Here is a 16,189-nt window from a genome sequence, read left to right on the forward strand (position 1 = left end):
GCCGACGGCGAGGTCGTCGTCGCCGTACAGCGCCGAGCGGAACTCGTGCGGGTGGAGGCCCACCGGCACGCCGACGTCCTCTCCAGCACCAGGATCGACGTGTCGCTCCCACGACCTGGCGGGCTTCCGGGCCGCGCTGGCCGCCTGGGACGAGCGGTTCGCCGACGCCGACCTGCCGGCGCGGACCGGGGCGCACCGCACGGAGCTGCGGGCCGGCGAGCTGAGCGACGCCGAGGACGTGCCGGGTGCGATCGCCGCGCACCGTGCGGCGCTGGCCGCCTGGCGGGAGCTGGGCGACGAGGTCCGCGCGCAGGTCGTCGCCGCCCGGCTCGGCGTGGACCTCGCGACGGCGGACGAGACCGCCGACGAAGGGCTGGAGCTGCTCCGCGCCGCCGCCGACGTCCTCGACGTACGCGGTGACGCCCGGCAGCGGGCCTTCGTCCACGACCTGACGGCGCTGGCCCTCATGGAGCACCAACGCTGGTCGGACGCGTTGGCCGCGCTCGACCGGGTACCGGCCGGTGCGGGCGACGACGCCTATCTCGACGCCCGGGTGGCGCTGCACCGCGCCCGGGCCCTCGACGAGCTCGACCGTGCGGAGGAGGCCCTGGCCGAAGCCGGGCGGGCCCGCCGGCTCGGCAGCGAGCTGGGAGCCGACGACCTGACCACCGCGGCCTGCCTGGCGTACGCGGTGTGCGCCCAGGATCCGGCCGACTCGGTGGCCGCCTGTGACGACGCCCTCGCCGTCGCGCCGGACGACGCGCTGCTGTCGGTGCGGCTCACCCGGGCCCGGGCGCTGATGGCCGCCGACCGCGCCGCGGAGGCGGTGGACGACTTCGTCGAGGCCGTGACGCTCTGCGTCGAGCGGGGCAACCCCGGGGACGCGTTCCTCCGGTGGGAGCTGGCGAACGCGTACCGGACCGTCGGCCGGCTGGGCGAGGCGGCCGAGGTGGCCGAGGAGGCGGTCATCGGGCTGGACCGGCTCGGCGCGCAGGCCGAGGCGGACCGGTGCCGGCATCTGCTGGCCGGCATCTACGAGGGGCTCGGCGACATCGATCCCGCGCTCGCGCTGCTCGAACAGCTCGCGACGAACCTGGACTCGCCGGACAACCTGCCGCACCGGGCGCAGGTGCTGGAGGAGGCGGGCGGCATCCTGTACGACGCCGACCGGGACGCGGTGGCCGCGCAGCGGTTCGCGGCGGCGGCGACGGCGTACGGGCAGGCCGGGATGGCCGTCGACGAGCTGCGCACCCGGCGCCGGGAGGCGTCCGCGCGGCACTGGGCCGGGGACGTGAAGGCGGCCGTCGACACCGTCGAGGCGGCGGACCGGCTGGCGGCGACGCTCGCCGCCCAGCCCGACCCGGCGCCGGTGGTGACGTACGAGCTGGCCCTGCTCGCCGAGCACGGCGCGCGGGTGCTGACGGGTGCCGGTCGACTCATCGAGGCGCTGGACCGGCTCGACGGGGTGGCCGCGCGGCTGCGGACGATCGAGGCGTTCGGTGAGGCCGCGCAGGTGGAGGCCTTCGCCGGCGAGGTCCTGCTCCGCCTGGAACGGCCGGCCGAGGCGGAACGACTGCTCCGCGAGGTGCTCGGCGGACTGCCCGCCGGTACCCGCCCGGCGCAGCAGACCGCCTGGCTGCTGGCGCGGGCGCTGGACGACCTGGACCGCGGGTCGGAGGCCGCCGCGCTGCGCGAGGAGCACGGCATCGACCAGGACGACTGAGTCCGTACGCCCGGGCCGGGACACGTCCGCACCGGCCCGGACGGCCGCAACCGACCGGTAACCCATGCACCGGGTGGTGCGGTCTACGCTTGGCCCGTGACGGTGGAACAGCAGGCGCGGGGCGCGACGGGGCCGGCTCGGCGGCGGTCCCGGAAGGACGAGATCCTGGAGATCGCGGTCGGTCTCTTCGCCTCGCGGGGCTACCACGGTGTCTCGATGGACGACATCGGCGCGGCCGCCGGTGTCACCGGCCCGGCGCTCTACCACCACTTCGCGGGCAAGGAGGCGATGCTGGTCGCCGCGCTGATCCCGGTCAGCGAGGGGCTGCTCGCCGGCGGCCGGGAACGGTCCGCCGGCCAGCCGGACGACCCGCGCGCCGCCCTGGAGTCGTTGATCGACTTCCACGTCGAGTTCGCGCTCGCCAACCCCGCCGTCATCGCGCTGCACCTGCACGAGCTGGACCGGCTGCCGGAGGAGCCGCGCCGCCGGATCCGCCGGCTCCAGCGGCTCTACGTCGAGGAGTGGGTCACCACGTTGACCGCCCTGCACCCCGGCCTGCCCGCCGGCGAGGCGCGGGTGCTGGCCCACGCCGCGTTCGGCCTGATGAACTCGACGCCGTTCCTCGGCGGCGAGGTGGACCGCCGGCGTCGCGCCGAACTGCTCCGCGGCGCCACCCTGGCCGCCCTCCTCGCGCCGACCGCCCGGGCCTGAGCTGTTAAGAGGGGGCCCTTCCTTGCGCCCGACTCGTGAGTAACGTGCCGGTCGTGATTCCCTAGCTTCCGTCCCGACCCCCGGACGCTGGAGGAAAGATGATCGAGTCACTGCTGGTCGCCAACCGGGGCGAGATCGCCCGCCGGATCATCCGTACCGCGAAGCGGCTCGGGATCCGCGCGATCGCGGTGCACTCGGAGGCGGACGCCGACCTGCCGTTCGTGACCGAGGCCGACGAGGCGGTCTGCGTCGGCCCGGCCAACCCCGCGCAGAGCTACCGCAACGTCGAGGCGATCCTCGCCGCCGCCAAGTCGACCGGCGCGCAGGCCATCCACCCGGGCTACGGCTTCCTGTCGGAGAACGCCGACTTCGCCCGTACCGTGCAGAGCAGTGGCCTGATCTGGGTCGGACCCGGCGCGGACGCGATCACCGCGATGGGCGACAAGATCAACGCCCGGAACCTGATGGCGGCGGCCGGCGTGCCGGTCGCGCCCGGCACCACCGACCCGGCCGCCGACCTCGCGGCGGCGGTCGCCGCCGCGACCGAGATCGGCTACCCGGTGATGGTCAAGGCCGCGGCCGGTGGCGGTGGCATGGGCATGGCCGTGGCCAACGACGAGGGCCAGCTCGCCACGGAGTACGACAAGGTGCGCGCGTTCGCCGAGCGGATGTTCGGCGACGGCTCGGTGTTGATCGAGCGGTACTTCCCCCGCGTGCGCCACGTCGAGGTGCAGATCCTCGGCCTCGCCGACGGCCGGGTGGTGGCCCTCGGTGAGCGCGAGTGCTCGGTGCAGCGGCGCAACCAGAAGCTGGTGGAGGAGTCCCCGTCCCCGGCGGTGTCGCCGGAGCTGCGGGAGCGGTTCCTGTCGGCGGCGGTACGGGCCGGCGAGGCGGTCGGCTACCGCAACGCGGGCACGGTCGAGTGCCTCCTGGATCCCACGACCGGTGAGTTCTTCTTCCTGGAGATGAACACCCGACTCCAGGTCGAGCACCCGGTGACCGAGCTGGTGTACGGCGTCGACCTCGTCGAGGAGCAGTTGCGCGTGGCGGCCGGTCTCGCGCCGACCTTCGACCCGGACGCGCTCGCTCCGCGCGGGCACGCCATCGAGCTGCGGATCAACGCCGAGGACCCGAAGCGCTTCCTGCCCGGCCCGGGTGCGATCAAGACCTGGGTCGAGCCCACGGGTGAGGGTGTCCGGGTTGATTCCGGGTACGTCGAGGGCAACACCGTCACGCCGTTCTACGACAGCCTGATGGCCAAGCTGATCGTCAGCGGCGCCGACCGGGCCGAGGCGATCGCACGCGCGAGAACGGCCGTGGCCCAGTTCCAGCTGGTAGGCCCGAAGAACAACCTCCCGTTCTTCGCCGAGCTGCTGGAGAACGAGGAGTTCCTGACCGGCGACTACGACACCGGCATCGTCTCCCGCATGCGCTGACCCCTTGTTCCGCGTTGATCAAGGGGTTTGCGTCAGAATCCGGGCCGCCGGCCGGCGCAAACCCCTTGATCAACAGGAGGGGTGGAGGGGGTGGCATGCTGGGGGGAATCTCTGGATCAGTGAGGTGAACGCTTATGGCGGGGCTGCCGGAAGCCGTATCGATTCGTGAGGTTGGGCCTCGGGACGGGCTGCAGAACGAGGAGCCGATTCCGACCGACGCCAAGGTGCGGCTGCTGGACGCGCTGTCGCGTACCGGCGTGCGGCGGATCGAGGCGGTGTCCTTCGTGCACCCGAAGGCGATCCCGCAGATGGCGGACGCCGACGAGGTGTGGCGTCGGGCCGAGAAGGCCGACGGCGTGCGCTACTCCGCGCTGGTGCCCAACACGCGGGGCGCGCAGCGGGCCCTCGCGGCCGGGTTCACCGAGATCGAGGTGGTGGTCTCGGCCAGCGACACGCACAACCGTCGCAACGTCAACCGCTCCACCGACGAGTCGCTGGACGACATCGCCGAACTGATCGACCTGCTGCACGGCGCGGGCGCCCAGGCCGAGGTGATCGTGGCGACCAGCTTCGGCTGCCCGTACGAGGGGGACACCGACCCGGCGCGGGTCGCCGCGATCGTGGACCGGGTGGTCCGGGACGGCGCGGACCGGGTGGCCTTCGGCGACACCACGGGCATGGGTACGCCCCGGCGGGTCCGCGAGCTGCTGACCGCCGTACGCGACCGCAACGCCCACGTCCCGGTGCTGCTGCACTTCCACAACACCCGGGGTACCGCGCTGGCGAACATGCTGACCGCGCTGGAGCTGGGCGTGACGGAGTTCGACGCGAGTGTCGGCGGCCTCGGCGGCTGCCCGTACGCCCCGGGAGCCAGCGGCAACCTGGCCACCGAGGAGGCGGTGCACATGCTTCACGACATGGGCATCGACACCGGCATCGACCTGGACGCCCTGATCGAGGTCGCCGAGCTGGCCGAGTCGCTGGTCGGCAAGACCCTTCCGTCCGGCGTCCTCCGTGCCGGCCCCCGCACCCGCCTGACGCCGCTCCCCGCCTGACCGCCACCCCGGCCGGGCGGGTCGCCGGAGGGGGTACGGATGCGTTAGCCTAACGATCGTTCAGGTAAGTCGGTCCGCCCACGAGGCGGGCCGGCTCGATGGCGGCTGAGGGAGTCGGCGTGACGCTCGACGGTGAGGCACTGGAGCAGCTGCGCAAGCGCGCCCGGGCCGGCGGTGCGGACAAGTACCACGCGGCGAACGCCGCCAAGGGCAAGCTCTTCGCCCGGGAGCGGGTCGCGCTCCTGGTGGACGAGGGCTCCTTCGTCGAGGACGGCCTCTACGCCAACGCGATGGCCGAGGGCCTGCCGGCCGACGGCGTGGTCACCGGCACCGCCACCATCGACGGCCGGCAGGTCTGCCTGATGGCCAACGACTCCACCGTCAAGGCCGGCAGTTGGGGCGCGCGCACCGTCGAGAAGATCATCCGGATCATCGAGCGGGCGTACTCCACCGGCGTGCCGATGGTCTACCTGGTCGACTCGGCCGGCGCGCGGATCACCGACCAGGTCGACCTGTTCCCCGGCCGGCGGGGTGCGGGGAAGATCTTCTGGAACCAGGTCCGCGCCTCCGGGTCGATCCCGCAGGTCTGCGCGCTGTTCGGGCCGAGCGCGGCCGGTGGGGCGTACATTCCGGCGTTCTGCGACGTGGTGGCCATGGTGGACGGCAACGCCAGCATGTACCTCGGGTCGGACCGGATGGTCGAGATGGTCACCGGCGAGAAGACCACCCTGGAGGCGATGGGCGGCGCCAAGGTGCACTGCGCCGAGTCCGGCGTCGGGCACTTCCTCTGCAAGACCGAGGCCGAGGCGCTCGACGTGGTGAAGCGCTACCTGTCGTACCTGCCGGCGAACTGGCAGCAGGCGCCGCCGGCGGCGCCGGCCGCCGAGGCGTCCGCGAAGGTCGACCTCGCGGCGCTGGTGCCGGCGAGCGAGCGGCAGGCGTTCGACATGCGCCGGTACGTCAAGGGCCTGCTCGACGACGGCAGCTTCTTCGAGATCCAGGCGCTGTGGGCCAAGGAGCTGACCATCGGTTTCGGCCGGCTCAACGGCGAGGTCGTCGGCGTGGTCGGCAACAACTCGATGTTCAAGGGCGGTGTGCTCTTCGTCGACTCGGCCGACAAGGCGACCCGCTTCGTGCAGCTCTGCGACGCGTTCAACGTGCCGCTGCTGTTCCTCAGTGACGTGCCGGGGTTCATGGTCGGCAGCGCGGTGGAGAAGCAGGGCATCATCCGCCACGGCGCCAAGATGATCACCGCGATCTCGGAGGCGACCGTACCGAAGATCTGCGTCGTCGTCCGCAAGGCGTACGGCGCGGGTCTCTACGCGATGGCCGGCCCCGGGTTCGAGCCGGACGCGACGATCGCCCTGCCCACCGCGAAGATCGCCGTGATGGGCGCCGAAGCGGCGGTCAACGCCGTCTACGCCAACAAGATCGCGGCCATCGCCGACGAGACCGAGCGGTCCGCGTTCGTCGCGGCGAAGCGCGAGGAGTACGAGCGGGACATCGACATCGTGCGCCTGGCCAGCGAGCTGGTGGTCGACGCGATCGTCGAGCCGCACGAGCTGCGTACCGAGCTGGTCCGCCGGTTCGCCGCCGCCCGGGGCAAGGAACGGCACTTCTCGAAGCGCCGGCACGGCGTCACCCCCGTCTGAGCCGGATCTCGCATCACCCGTCCCGGCGTCACGAGCGCCCGGCGGCCCATCCACGACAGGAGGATCAGATGGACTTCCGGCTCAGCGAGGAACAAGAGGCGCTGCGGTCCAGCGTGCGGGAGTTCGCCCGGGAGGTGGTCGCCCCGGTCATCGGCGAGCACTACGAGAAGCACACCTTCCCGTACGAGGTCGTCCGGCAGATGGGCAAGATGGGCCTGTTCGGCCTGCCGTTCGCCGAGGAGCACGGCGGCATGGGCGGCGACTACTTCGCGCTCTGCCTGGCCCTGGAGGAGTTGGCCCGGGTCGACTCCAGCGTGGCGATCACCCTGGAGGCGGCGGTCTCCCTGGGCGCCATGCCGATCTACCGGTTCGGTACGGACGAGCAGAAGGCGCAGTGGCTGCCGAGGCTGCTCAGCGGTGAGGCGCTCGCCGCCTTCGGGCTGACCGAGCCGGGCACCGGCTCGGACGCCGGTGGCACCCAGACGAGGGCGGTGCTGGACGGCGACGAGTGGGTGATCAACGGCTCGAAGGCGTTCATCACCAACTCGGGCACCGACATCACGGCGCTGGTCACGGTCACCGCCGTCACCGGCACCCGCCCGGACGGCTCCAAGGAGCTGTCCACCATCATCGTGCCGTCCGGTACGCCGGGCTTCACGGTCGCGCCGGCCTACTCCAAGGTCGGTTGGAACGCCTCGGACACCCACGAGCTGACCTTCGACGACTGCCGGGTGCCGGCGGCGAACCTGCTCGGCGAGCGGGGCCGGGGCTTCGCCCAGTTCCTGCGGATCCTCGACGAGGGCCGGATCGCCATCGCCGCGCTGGCCGTGGGTCTGGCGCAGGGCTGCGTCGACGAGTCGATCAAGTATGCGAAGGAGCGTCAGGCCTTCGGTCAGCCGATCGGCAACTACCAGGCGATCCAGTTCAAGATCGCCGACATGGAGATGAAGGCGCACACCGCCCGGCTGGCCTACTACGACGCCGCCGCGCGGATGCTCGACGGGGAGCCGTTCAAGCGGCAGGCCGCGATCGCCAAGCTGCACGCGAGCACCGTCGCGGTGGACAACGCCCGCGAGGCCACCCAGATCCACGGCGGCTACGGCTTCATGAACGAGTACCCGGTCGCCCGCTTCTGGCGGGACTCGAAGATCCTGGAGATCGGCGAGGGCACCAGCGAGGTCCAGCGCATGATCATCGCGCGCGATCTCGGTATGTGACGTACCGGTGGGGCCCGTGCCACGCGGTGCCCGGGCCCCCTCATCCCTCCGGCGGTGTCGGATATCCGCAGCGGGTCGTCGGTAGGACGACGATCGGCTGCCGTCGGTCGGAGGTGCTCCGTACTCTTCGTGCCCATGACTCCCGATCTTGAGAGTTCGCGGAGCCCGCGCCTGCCCACCGCACTGGCCGATCTGCTCCGCGGGCACCGGCTCGCTGCCGGCCTGACGCAGGCCGAGCTGGCGTCCCGGGCCGGCGTGGGCGTACGGACGGTCCGAGACCTGGAGCGGGGTCGCGCATCGCGCCCACAGCGCACCACCGTCGAACTGCTCGCCGGTGCGCTCGGCCTGGTCGACCCGGCCCGGTCGGCCTTCCTGGCCGCGGCGCGCGGCCCGGTACCGGCACCCCGGACGGCCCCACCCGCCCAGCCGGCAGTGGGCCCGGAGCCGCCCGCCGGTACGACGGTGGCGCTCCCGCCCCCGGTGACCCTGGTCGGTCGGGAACGGGACGTGGCGGAGCTGGTCGGGACGTTGACCGCCGATCCCGCGCTCCGACTGGTGAGCCTGGTCGGGCTGACCGGGGTCGGCAAGACGGCACTGGCCCTCGCGGTGGCGCACGCCGTCGCCGACCGGCATCCCGGGGGCGTGGCCGGCGTCCTGATCGGTACGGGGTCGGACAGCGCCGACGTCCTCGCCGCCTCGCTGGCGGTCTTCGGCGTGGCCCGCCTGCCGGAGTTGGCGGCCCACCTCGACGGCCGACCCGCACTGCTGATCATGGATGCGGTGGAGCGGGCGCCGGACCCGGTCGCCGAGACCGTACGCCGGCTCACCGGCGCGGCGCCGTCGCTGCGGGTGCTGGTCACCGGACGCCATCCGGTCGGCCTGCCGGGGGAGCGGGTCCGCCCGGTCGCGCCGCTCGACGTACCGCCGACGGACGGTGCGGGCCTGGCCGACTACCCGGCGGTGGCGCTCTTCACCGCCCGGCTGGCCCAGGTCCGCCGGGAGCCGCCCACCCCGGCCGAGTTGCCGGCGTTGGCCGCGCTGGTCCGGCGTGTCGGCGGACTGCCGCTGGCCATCGAGCTGATGGCGGCGCGAGCCCGGATCCTCGACCTCAACGAACTGCTCGACCGGTACGGCGACCGGGTCCTCGATCTGGCCACGTCGTCGGGTGCGGCGGAACGGCCGGGTTGGGACCCGGCGGAGCCGGTGGGACCGGACGGCGGACGTGCGGCGGTGGCCGAGACGCTGCGGGACGCGGTCGCGACCAGCTACCGGCTTCTGGCCCCGCACGAGCGGACGGCGCTGCGCCGGCTCGCGGCGTACGGCAACCGCTGGTCGGTCGAGATGGCCGAGGAGATGCTCGCCGACGACGGCGACACCGACGGCACGGTGGTGGTCGACCCGGTACCGCTGCTGGACCGGCTCCTGGAACTGGGCCTGCTGAGTGTCCGGGGGACGGGGCCGTTCCGGTTCCGGCTGCTGGACGCCGTCCGGGACTTCGCCGCCGAGCAGGCCGCCGGAGCCGGGGAGTGGACGGTGATCCGTCGCCGGCACGCCGAGGTGCTGACCCGGCTGGTGACCCGGACCGCGCCGGACCTGGTCGGTGTGCGCCTGACCGCCGCGGCACACCGGCTGGACGAGGTGAGTGGCGACATCAGCTCGGCGCTCGCCCATGCCGCCGTGGACGACCCGCACACCGCGCTGCGCCTGGCGGCGGGACTGGCCCGTTGGTGGCGGTTCCGGGGGCGCGACGTCGCGGGCCGGCAGTGTCTACGCCGGTTGCTGGCCGATCCGCGTACGGCTGGTGCCGACCCGGTGCTGCGGGCCTGGGCGTCGGTCGGGGTGGCCCGGCTGGCCGCCGAGCACGGCGCTGGCGCCGAGGAGATCTCGACGGCGCGGACGGCGCTCGCCGCGTTCCGGGAGGCGGGTGACGTGGTCGGCGAGGTGGAGGCGCGGACGGTGCTGTGCGCGCTGCTCATCGGCATCGGCGCCCACGACGAGGCCCGGGGCCAGGCCGAGACGGTGCTGACGCTGGCCGCCCGCACCGGGCGTACGCGGGACATGGCGGTGGCGCAGAACAACCTGTCCTGGCACGAGATCCGGGTGGGTGACCTGGCCGCGGCGCGGCGGCGCCTGGCCGCGGTGGACCGGCTCGCCACGCAGTGCGCGGACCGGCGGCTGCGGGCGTTGGCCCAGGCCAACCTTGCCGAGGTGTCCCGCCTGGAGGGCCGGTACGCCGACGCGGTCGAGCAGGGCCGCCGGGTGCTGCGCGCGCTGGACGGGCTGGGTGATCCGGGACACCGCCGCCGGGTGCTCGGCACGGTGGGGCTGGCGCTGGCCCAGGACGGGCGGGCGGCGGAGGCGGCCGAGGTGCTGACCCAACTGCGGCCGCCCGGCTCGCCGGTCCACCGGACCGACGGACTCCACGGTCGCGACCCGGTCTCCAAGGCACGCGGTGGCGATCCGGCAGACGGCGTGTACGCGCTGATCCAGGGGAACCTGGCCCTGCACGGGGGCGACCGGCACCTGGCGGCGGAGTGGTTCGCGGTGGCGGCGGACGTCAGCGTGGACGGGCAGGACCGGCGGGACGTGGTCGAGGCGTTGGTGGGGCTGGCCGCCAGCACGGGTGACCCGGCGGTGCTGGAACGCCTGGACGAGGCGTGCCGGGGAAGTGGTGTGCGGTTGCTGCCGCAGGAGGACGGGCTGCTCTACGCGCTGGTCGCGGCCCGGCGGGCTGCCCCGTAGGGCGGGCCGGGAGGTGGCGCGAGCGAAGAAGCCCCCTCTTGCTACCCCTTGCTCATCGCTCGCGCCGTGTCCCCCCGGGTGCGTCCCCCGCTGCACGAAGACTAGCCAGCATGATCCGGCGCGTCCGTCCGGTTTGAGAGGTACCTCCCACGCGGGCGGTGGTTCTGCCGGTCTTTCTGCCGGTGGCCGCGGCAGCGTCGCTCACCGTCCGGAGGCGGCCGCACCCTCGGTGTGGGCGGGGTCGGTGCTGCCGGCGGTGGCACCGGGGTGGACGGCGTCTCGCACCCGGCGCAGCCCGTCGAGCAGGGCGCGCAGCGACTCGGGGTCGAGCTGACCGGTGAACCACTGCTCGATGATCCGCAGGTGGCCCGGGAGGACCTCGTCGAGACGGTGCAGGCCGGCGGCGGTGACCACCGCGTACGAACTGCGCCGGTCGGAGGGGCAGGCGCGGCGGGTGAGCAGCCCGTCCCGCTCCATCCGGTCGACAACCCGGGTGACGCCACTGGTCGACAGGGAGGTCTGGGCCGCCAGGTCGGTCATCCGGAGTTGGTTGCCCGGGGAACGGGCGAGCCGGGTGAGCACCTCGAACTCGACGGGTGAGAGGCCGTGTTCCTCGAACTGGGCGGCGAACCGGGCCGACAGCCCGGCGTGCGCCTCGACGAGCAGGCCGACAGCGGTGATCCGGGGGTCGTCGAACACGTTCTCGTTCACCCGCTCATCCTAACAGTCCTTGACACGGGGAATGTTTCGCCCGCTATAGTTGCTGAGGCAGTCGTTGGGCTACTAAACAAAATCTTCTCGGAGGGCAGTTCACATGACCAGCACCGCACCGGTTACCCGCGACTGGGACGGCCTCACCATCCCCACCGCCGGCACCTACCTGCTGGACGCGGCGCACAAGCGCGTGGGCTTCGTCGCCCGGCACATGATGGTCAGCAAGGTACGCGGCGAGTTCGCCGACGCCTCCGCGACGATCACCGTCGCCGAGGACCCGCTGCAGTCCTCGGTCACCGCCACGATCCAGGCCGCGAGCATCGACACCAAGCAGGCCGACCGGGACGCGCACCTGCGCAGCGCCGAGTTCCTGGACGCCGAGCAGTTCCCGACGCTGGAGTTCCGCAGCACCGGCGTGAAGTCCCAGGACGGCAACGAGTTCGTCCTCTCCGGTGAGCTGACCGTGAAGGGCGTCACCCGCACGGTCGACCTGGAGGTCGTGTTCGAGGGCGTCGGCCGCAGCCCCTTCGGCCAGGACATCTTCGGCTTCTCCGCCACCACCGAGATCGACCGGGAGGACTTCGGCCTGACCTGGAACGTCGCTCTGGAGACCGGCGGCGTGCTGGTCGGCAAGAAGATCAAGATCGAGATCGAGGGCGAGGCCGTTCGTCAGGCCTGATCCCTCGCACCGGAAACCGGGCCCGCGCCGCACCAGGCGCGGGCCCGGTCCCGTACGCGGACCCGGGCCGCGTCGTCCCAGGGTGCGAATTGTCACGACCTGTTCGCCTCCCCGGCCGGTGGAAGGGCTCCGACCTGGGTAGTGATCCCAGCGCACACGCGCCCCTCGCCGGTCACCGGATCGATCCGTACGATCACCGACTGCGGCCTCTGGTCCCGGCGAGGGGCGCGCTCTTACCGTGGATAGTTCACAACGCGCTGCGGAACGGCACCGTTTCGACGCGCCACGCGCCGGGAGGACTACATGGGCAGGGACGTCGAGCAGGGCGCCTTCTCCCGCGAGGACCGGGTCCGCTACCGGCAGAAGGTCCGGCGTTGTCTGGATGTCTTCGCTCTGATGCTGGACGACTTCGGGTTCGACGCGGACCGGCCGATGACCGGGCTGGAGATCGAACTGAACCTGGTCGACTCCGCCGCCGAGCCGGCCATGCGCAACGAACAGATCCTCGCCGACATCGCCGACCCGCTCTTCCAGACCGAACTTGGGCAGTTCAACCTGGAGCTGAACGCGCTGCCCCGGCTGATCGAGGGCGCCGGTTTCGCCGACTACGAGCAGGACCTGCGCAGCAGCCTCTCCCGAGCCGACGAGCGGGCGGCCAAGTCGGACGTCAAGATCGTGCTGGTCGGCATCCTGCCCACCCTCACCGAGCGCCACCTGGTCGCCGACAACCTGTCCACCAACGAGCGCTACCGGGTGCTCAACGACCAGATCGTCGGTGCCCGGGGCGAGGACATCGAGCTGGACATCCGGGGCGTCGAGCGGCTCCGGACCCACACCGACTCGATCGCCCCCGAGGCCGCCTGCACGAGTCTCCAGTTCCACCTCCAGGTCGCACCGGACAGCTTCGCCGACTACTGGAACGCCTCCCAGGCCATCGCCGGCGTCCAGGTGGCCGTCGGGGCCAACTCCCCGTTCCTCTACGGCCGGCAGCTCTGGGCGGAGACCCGGATCGGGCTGTTCCAGCAGGCCACCGACACGCGCCCGGACGAGCTCAAGGCGCAGGGCGTACGCCCCCGGGTGTGGTTCGGGGAGCGCTGGATCACCTCGATCTTCGACCTGTTCGAGGAGAACGTCCGCTACTTCCCCCCACTGCTGCCCATCTGCGAGGAGGAGGACCCGGTCGAGGTGCTGCACGCCGGCGGCGTACCGGAGCTGGGCGAGCTGCGCCTGCACAACGGCACCGTCTACCGCTGGAACCGCCCGGTGTACGACATCATGAACGGCCGCCCGCACCTGCGGGTGGAGAACCGGGTGCTCCCCGCCGGCCCGACCGTGGTCGACATGCTGGCCAATGCCGCCTTCTACTTCGGGCTGGCCCGGGGACTGGCCGAGGCGGACCGGCCGATCTGGAGCCAGCTCACCTTCAGCTCCGCCGAGGAGAACTTCCACGCCGCCGCCCGGCGCGGGATGGACGCCGTCCTGCACTGGCCCCGCCTCGGCGAGGTGCCGGTGACCAAGCTGGTCCTCGACGTCCTGCTGCCCACGGCCGCGACCGGCCTGGACCGGTTCGGGGTGTCGCCGGTCGAGCGGGACCGGCTCCTGGGCATCATCGAGCAGCGCTGCCGTACCGGCCGCAACGGGGCGGTGTGGCAGACCGAGACGGTCTGGGCGGCCGAGCGGCACCGCGGCATGGACCGTGACGCCGCCCTGCACCACATGGTGCAGCGCTACGCCGAACTGCAACGCGGCAACGAGCCGGTGCACACCTGGCCGGTCGACTGACCGCCGGCCACGGCGGTCTTCCCGGCCGGCGGGTCAGCGGGGGCGGCGCGGGGCGCGGGGACGCCGCGTCGGCGGCGCGGTCTCGGGCGTGGTGTCCGATCCGTCCCCGGTGACCGGCTCCGCGCCGGTCCGCTGCGCGGGGATCGTCGCGGTCGGTGCCGGCTCGGTGGGTGCCGGTCCGGTCGGTGTCGGCTCGGTCCGTGTCCGCCCGGCCGGGCTCGCCGGGGGCTCCATGACGATCGGGGTGACCTCGACCGTGGCCGTCCCGCTGGCGGGGGTCGCGGTGCCGGGCCGGGTGTCGGTGACCGGAGTGGAACCGTCGGGGCCGGTTTCCGCGCCGGTCGGGTCCGTCCGTCCGTCGTCCGGCGTGCGGGCGTCGTCGCCGGGCGTCTCACCGGCGGTCGACGGCTCGCCGGTGCGCTGCGTCGGGACCGCGGCACGGGCGGCGGCCCGACGGGACGCCCGCTGGGCGAGCGCCGCCACCAGGACCGAGCCGCCGATGCCGACGATCACGGCGTACGGCGCGATCAGGTGCGCCGACAACTGCTGCGGGTCGATCGTGGTGAGCCCCGGCACGGCCACGAGGTACGCGGTCGCCACGAGCAGCGGCCCGGCCGCCCCGGAGGCGGCGGCACCGATCCGGCGGTCGGCGTGGCGCGCGGCCCTCCGGGCCGCCAGTGCGCCGATCAGCAGGGCGGACCCGAGCGACAACACCGCGCCCGGCCAGTAGAACCAGTCCCGGATCCAGTAGGCCGGGTCGTTCGCACTGAGCTGCCAGATACCGAGCTGCGCGGTGGTCAGGCCACGCCCGGCGAGGACGCCGTCCAGTACCGCGACCACCGCGAGCGCCCAGAGCCAGCCGACCGTGGCGAGCACGTTGGTGGCGGCGGCCCGGGAGCGCAGCGCCCAGACGGCCGTCAGCACGCCGAGCAGCAGCCCGACGGTCGCGTACGTCGCGGCGACGGTCCGGGGCGACGAGGTCTCCGGCACCACCGCCACCCGCGCGGGTACGGCCACCAGCAGGACGGTGATCGACGCGCCGAGCACGGCGGCCACCGCCAGTGCCACCGACCCGAGCGTGTCGGAGGGCGTGTCGGAAGCGTCGGGATCGGTGGCACGGTCCCGCAGCCAGCGGGCACAGACGGCACCGGCGACGGTGGAGGTGGCGGCGATCCAGGTCGCCCAGATCAGACCGGCCACCCAGCTCGCCACGTCGGCGGTGCCCTCGGGCGGGGCCCAGTCGATGATGCCCAGGCCGTAGCCGAAGCCCAGTTGGGCGGCACCGGCGCCCGCAGCGACACCGACCGCGGTCGCGATCGATCCTCCCCAGCCCCGTCTGGCCATGCCGGGGAGCGTAGCGCCCCGGGGTCGGCGCGGCGAGTCGTGCGGGTGCCCCGTGACGCAGCGCGGTTGGTCGTGCCCGGTACGGTCGCCGGTGAGCGAGGCGGTGGCGGTATGACGGATGGAAACACGGAGCACGGTGCGGGTGGCGACGCCGGGCCGGACCGGCTGACCCTGATGCTGGGTGGCGGGTTGGCCGTCGCGCTGCTCGCGGCGATCGGCGCGACCGGGGGCTGGTTGCTGGCCGGCGCGGACGACGAGGCGACCGGGCGGGCGTCGGCCCTGGCGAGCAGTTCCCCGAGCGCCGCCCGGTCGAGCGCCGCCCCCTCCTCGGAGCGGCCCCGGTCGACGCCACCGCGCACCACCGCGCCGGCCCGCACCGACGGGCCGACCGTCCCACCGGTGGTGGGCATGGACTTCGAGAAGGCCCGCGAGGAGCTTCGTGACCGGCGGCTCGGCTGGCGGCTGATCTTCGGCTCGGGCACCGGGCGCGCGGTGGAGCGCGCCTACCCCGAGGTCGGCCAGGAGGTGTCGCCGGGCCGGACGGTCACCCTCTACGTCAGTGGCCCGGCCCCCGCCGCCACGGTGCCCGACCTGATCGGCGAGAGCTGTTCGGAGGCGGCGGACGAACTCGTCGAGGACGGCTTCTATCCCTCCTACCGCCTGCGCAGGACCGGCGTGGTCAACCGCCAGGAGCCGGCCGCCGACAGCACGGCGCGCTGGAACGACCGCGTGTCGATCTGGTGCGAGGTCGCGGCCTCCGGGACGCCGACAGCCGTACCGACCCCCTGAGGCGGTGCGGCACGCCGCTCCCGGCCGTTCTGTCCCCGGACCGCTAGGTTGACGGGCAGGGGCCGCGAGGCGCGCGCCGGGCCGGGCCGGGAGGGGACGTGCGATGAGCGAGCCGAAACCCGGGGAGTACGACGACAGCACCCGACCGCTCCCGCCCACCGGCCCGAGCGGGGCGGAGCCCGCCGACCGTACGCAACGGCTGCCCGGACCGGCCGAGCGGACCGCCGCGGGACCACCGGCGCCGGAGGACGCGACCCGGCCGATGCCCGCGGACCGCACGGCCCCGGTGGACCGCACTCGGCGCGACCAGCCGTAATGCCTTGTCGTTCACCTCCACGGTGAGGT

The 16,189-nt window shown here is 73.4% G+C and carries 11 protein-coding genes and 1 pseudogene; 10 read left to right on the forward strand and 2 right to left on the reverse strand.

Going from position 1 to position 16,189, the window contains the following annotated elements; all coding sequences use genetic code 11:
* The 7 genes and pseudogenes from AB0I76_RS09030 to AB0I76_RS09060 all read left to right on the forward strand — a co-directional run.
* Positions 1 to 1,723, forward strand: a pseudogene (locus tag AB0I76_RS09030) (hypothetical protein); the annotation flags it as partial.
* 96 nt (positions 1,724 to 1,819) lie between these two features.
* Positions 1,820 to 2,434: a TetR/AcrR family transcriptional regulator gene (locus AB0I76_RS09035; protein ID WP_357032065.1), complete on the forward strand. Its 615-nt coding sequence runs from the start codon at positions 1,820 to 1,822 to the stop codon at positions 2,432 to 2,434.
* A 98-nt stretch (positions 2,435 to 2,532) separates the two neighbouring features.
* Entirely contained in the window at positions 2,533 to 3,870 is a 1,338-nt protein-coding gene (locus AB0I76_RS09040; protein ID WP_357032068.1) for a biotin carboxylase N-terminal domain-containing protein, read from the forward strand.
* 134 nt (positions 3,871 to 4,004) lie between these two features.
* Entirely contained in the window at positions 4,005 to 4,925 is a 921-nt protein-coding gene (locus tag AB0I76_RS09045) for a hydroxymethylglutaryl-CoA lyase (protein WP_357032071.1), read from the forward strand.
* Between the two features lie 119 nt (positions 4,926 to 5,044).
* Positions 5,045 to 6,577, forward strand: coding sequence for an acyl-CoA carboxylase subunit beta (locus AB0I76_RS09050; RefSeq protein ID WP_357032074.1), 1,533 nt, complete (start codon positions 5,045 to 5,047; stop codon positions 6,575 to 6,577).
* A 68-nt stretch (positions 6,578 to 6,645) separates the two neighbouring features.
* Entirely contained in the window at positions 6,646 to 7,794 is a 1,149-nt protein-coding gene (locus tag AB0I76_RS09055; RefSeq protein WP_357032077.1) for an acyl-CoA dehydrogenase family protein, read from the forward strand.
* 135 nt (positions 7,795 to 7,929) lie between these two features.
* A complete protein-coding gene (locus tag AB0I76_RS09060) occupies positions 7,930 to 10,536 on the forward strand; it encodes a helix-turn-helix domain-containing protein (protein WP_357032080.1) in 2,607 nt (868 codons plus the stop codon).
* Positions 10,537 to 10,737: 201 nt separating this feature from the next.
* On the opposite strand, the gene AB0I76_RS09065 is transcribed toward AB0I76_RS09060, so the two are convergent.
* The gene (locus AB0I76_RS09065; protein WP_357032083.1) at positions 10,738 to 11,247 is read right to left on the reverse strand and encodes a MarR family transcriptional regulator; all 510 of its coding nucleotides are present in this window, start codon (positions 11,245 to 11,247) and stop codon (positions 10,738 to 10,740) included.
* 103 nt (positions 11,248 to 11,350) lie between these two features.
* On the opposite strand from AB0I76_RS09065, the gene AB0I76_RS09070 reads away from it, so the two are divergent.
* Complete coding sequence (locus AB0I76_RS09070; protein WP_357032086.1) at positions 11,351 to 11,929, forward strand: YceI family protein; 579 nt, start codon at positions 11,351 to 11,353, stop codon at positions 11,927 to 11,929.
* A gap of 303 nt (positions 11,930 to 12,232) precedes the next feature.
* A complete protein-coding gene (locus tag AB0I76_RS09075; protein WP_357032089.1) occupies positions 12,233 to 13,711 on the forward strand; it encodes a glutamate--cysteine ligase in 1,479 nt (492 codons plus the stop codon).
* 33 nt (positions 13,712 to 13,744) lie between these two features.
* On the opposite strand, the gene AB0I76_RS09080 is transcribed toward AB0I76_RS09075, so the two are convergent.
* Positions 13,745 to 15,055, reverse strand: coding sequence for a hypothetical protein (locus AB0I76_RS09080; protein WP_357032092.1), 1,311 nt, complete (start codon positions 15,053 to 15,055; stop codon positions 13,745 to 13,747).
* 111 nt (positions 15,056 to 15,166) lie between these two features.
* Between AB0I76_RS09080 and AB0I76_RS09085 the strand changes: the two genes are divergently transcribed.
* On the forward strand, positions 15,167 to 15,844 hold the full coding sequence (locus tag AB0I76_RS09085; RefSeq protein WP_357032095.1) for a PASTA domain-containing protein: 678 nt from the start codon (positions 15,167 to 15,169) through the stop codon (positions 15,842 to 15,844).
* Positions 15,845 to 16,189 lie beyond the last annotated feature (345 nt).

Source organism: Micromonospora sp. NPDC049799, assembly GCF_040656655.1.
Classification (GTDB): domain Bacteria; phylum Actinomycetota; class Actinomycetes; order Mycobacteriales; family Micromonosporaceae; genus Micromonospora.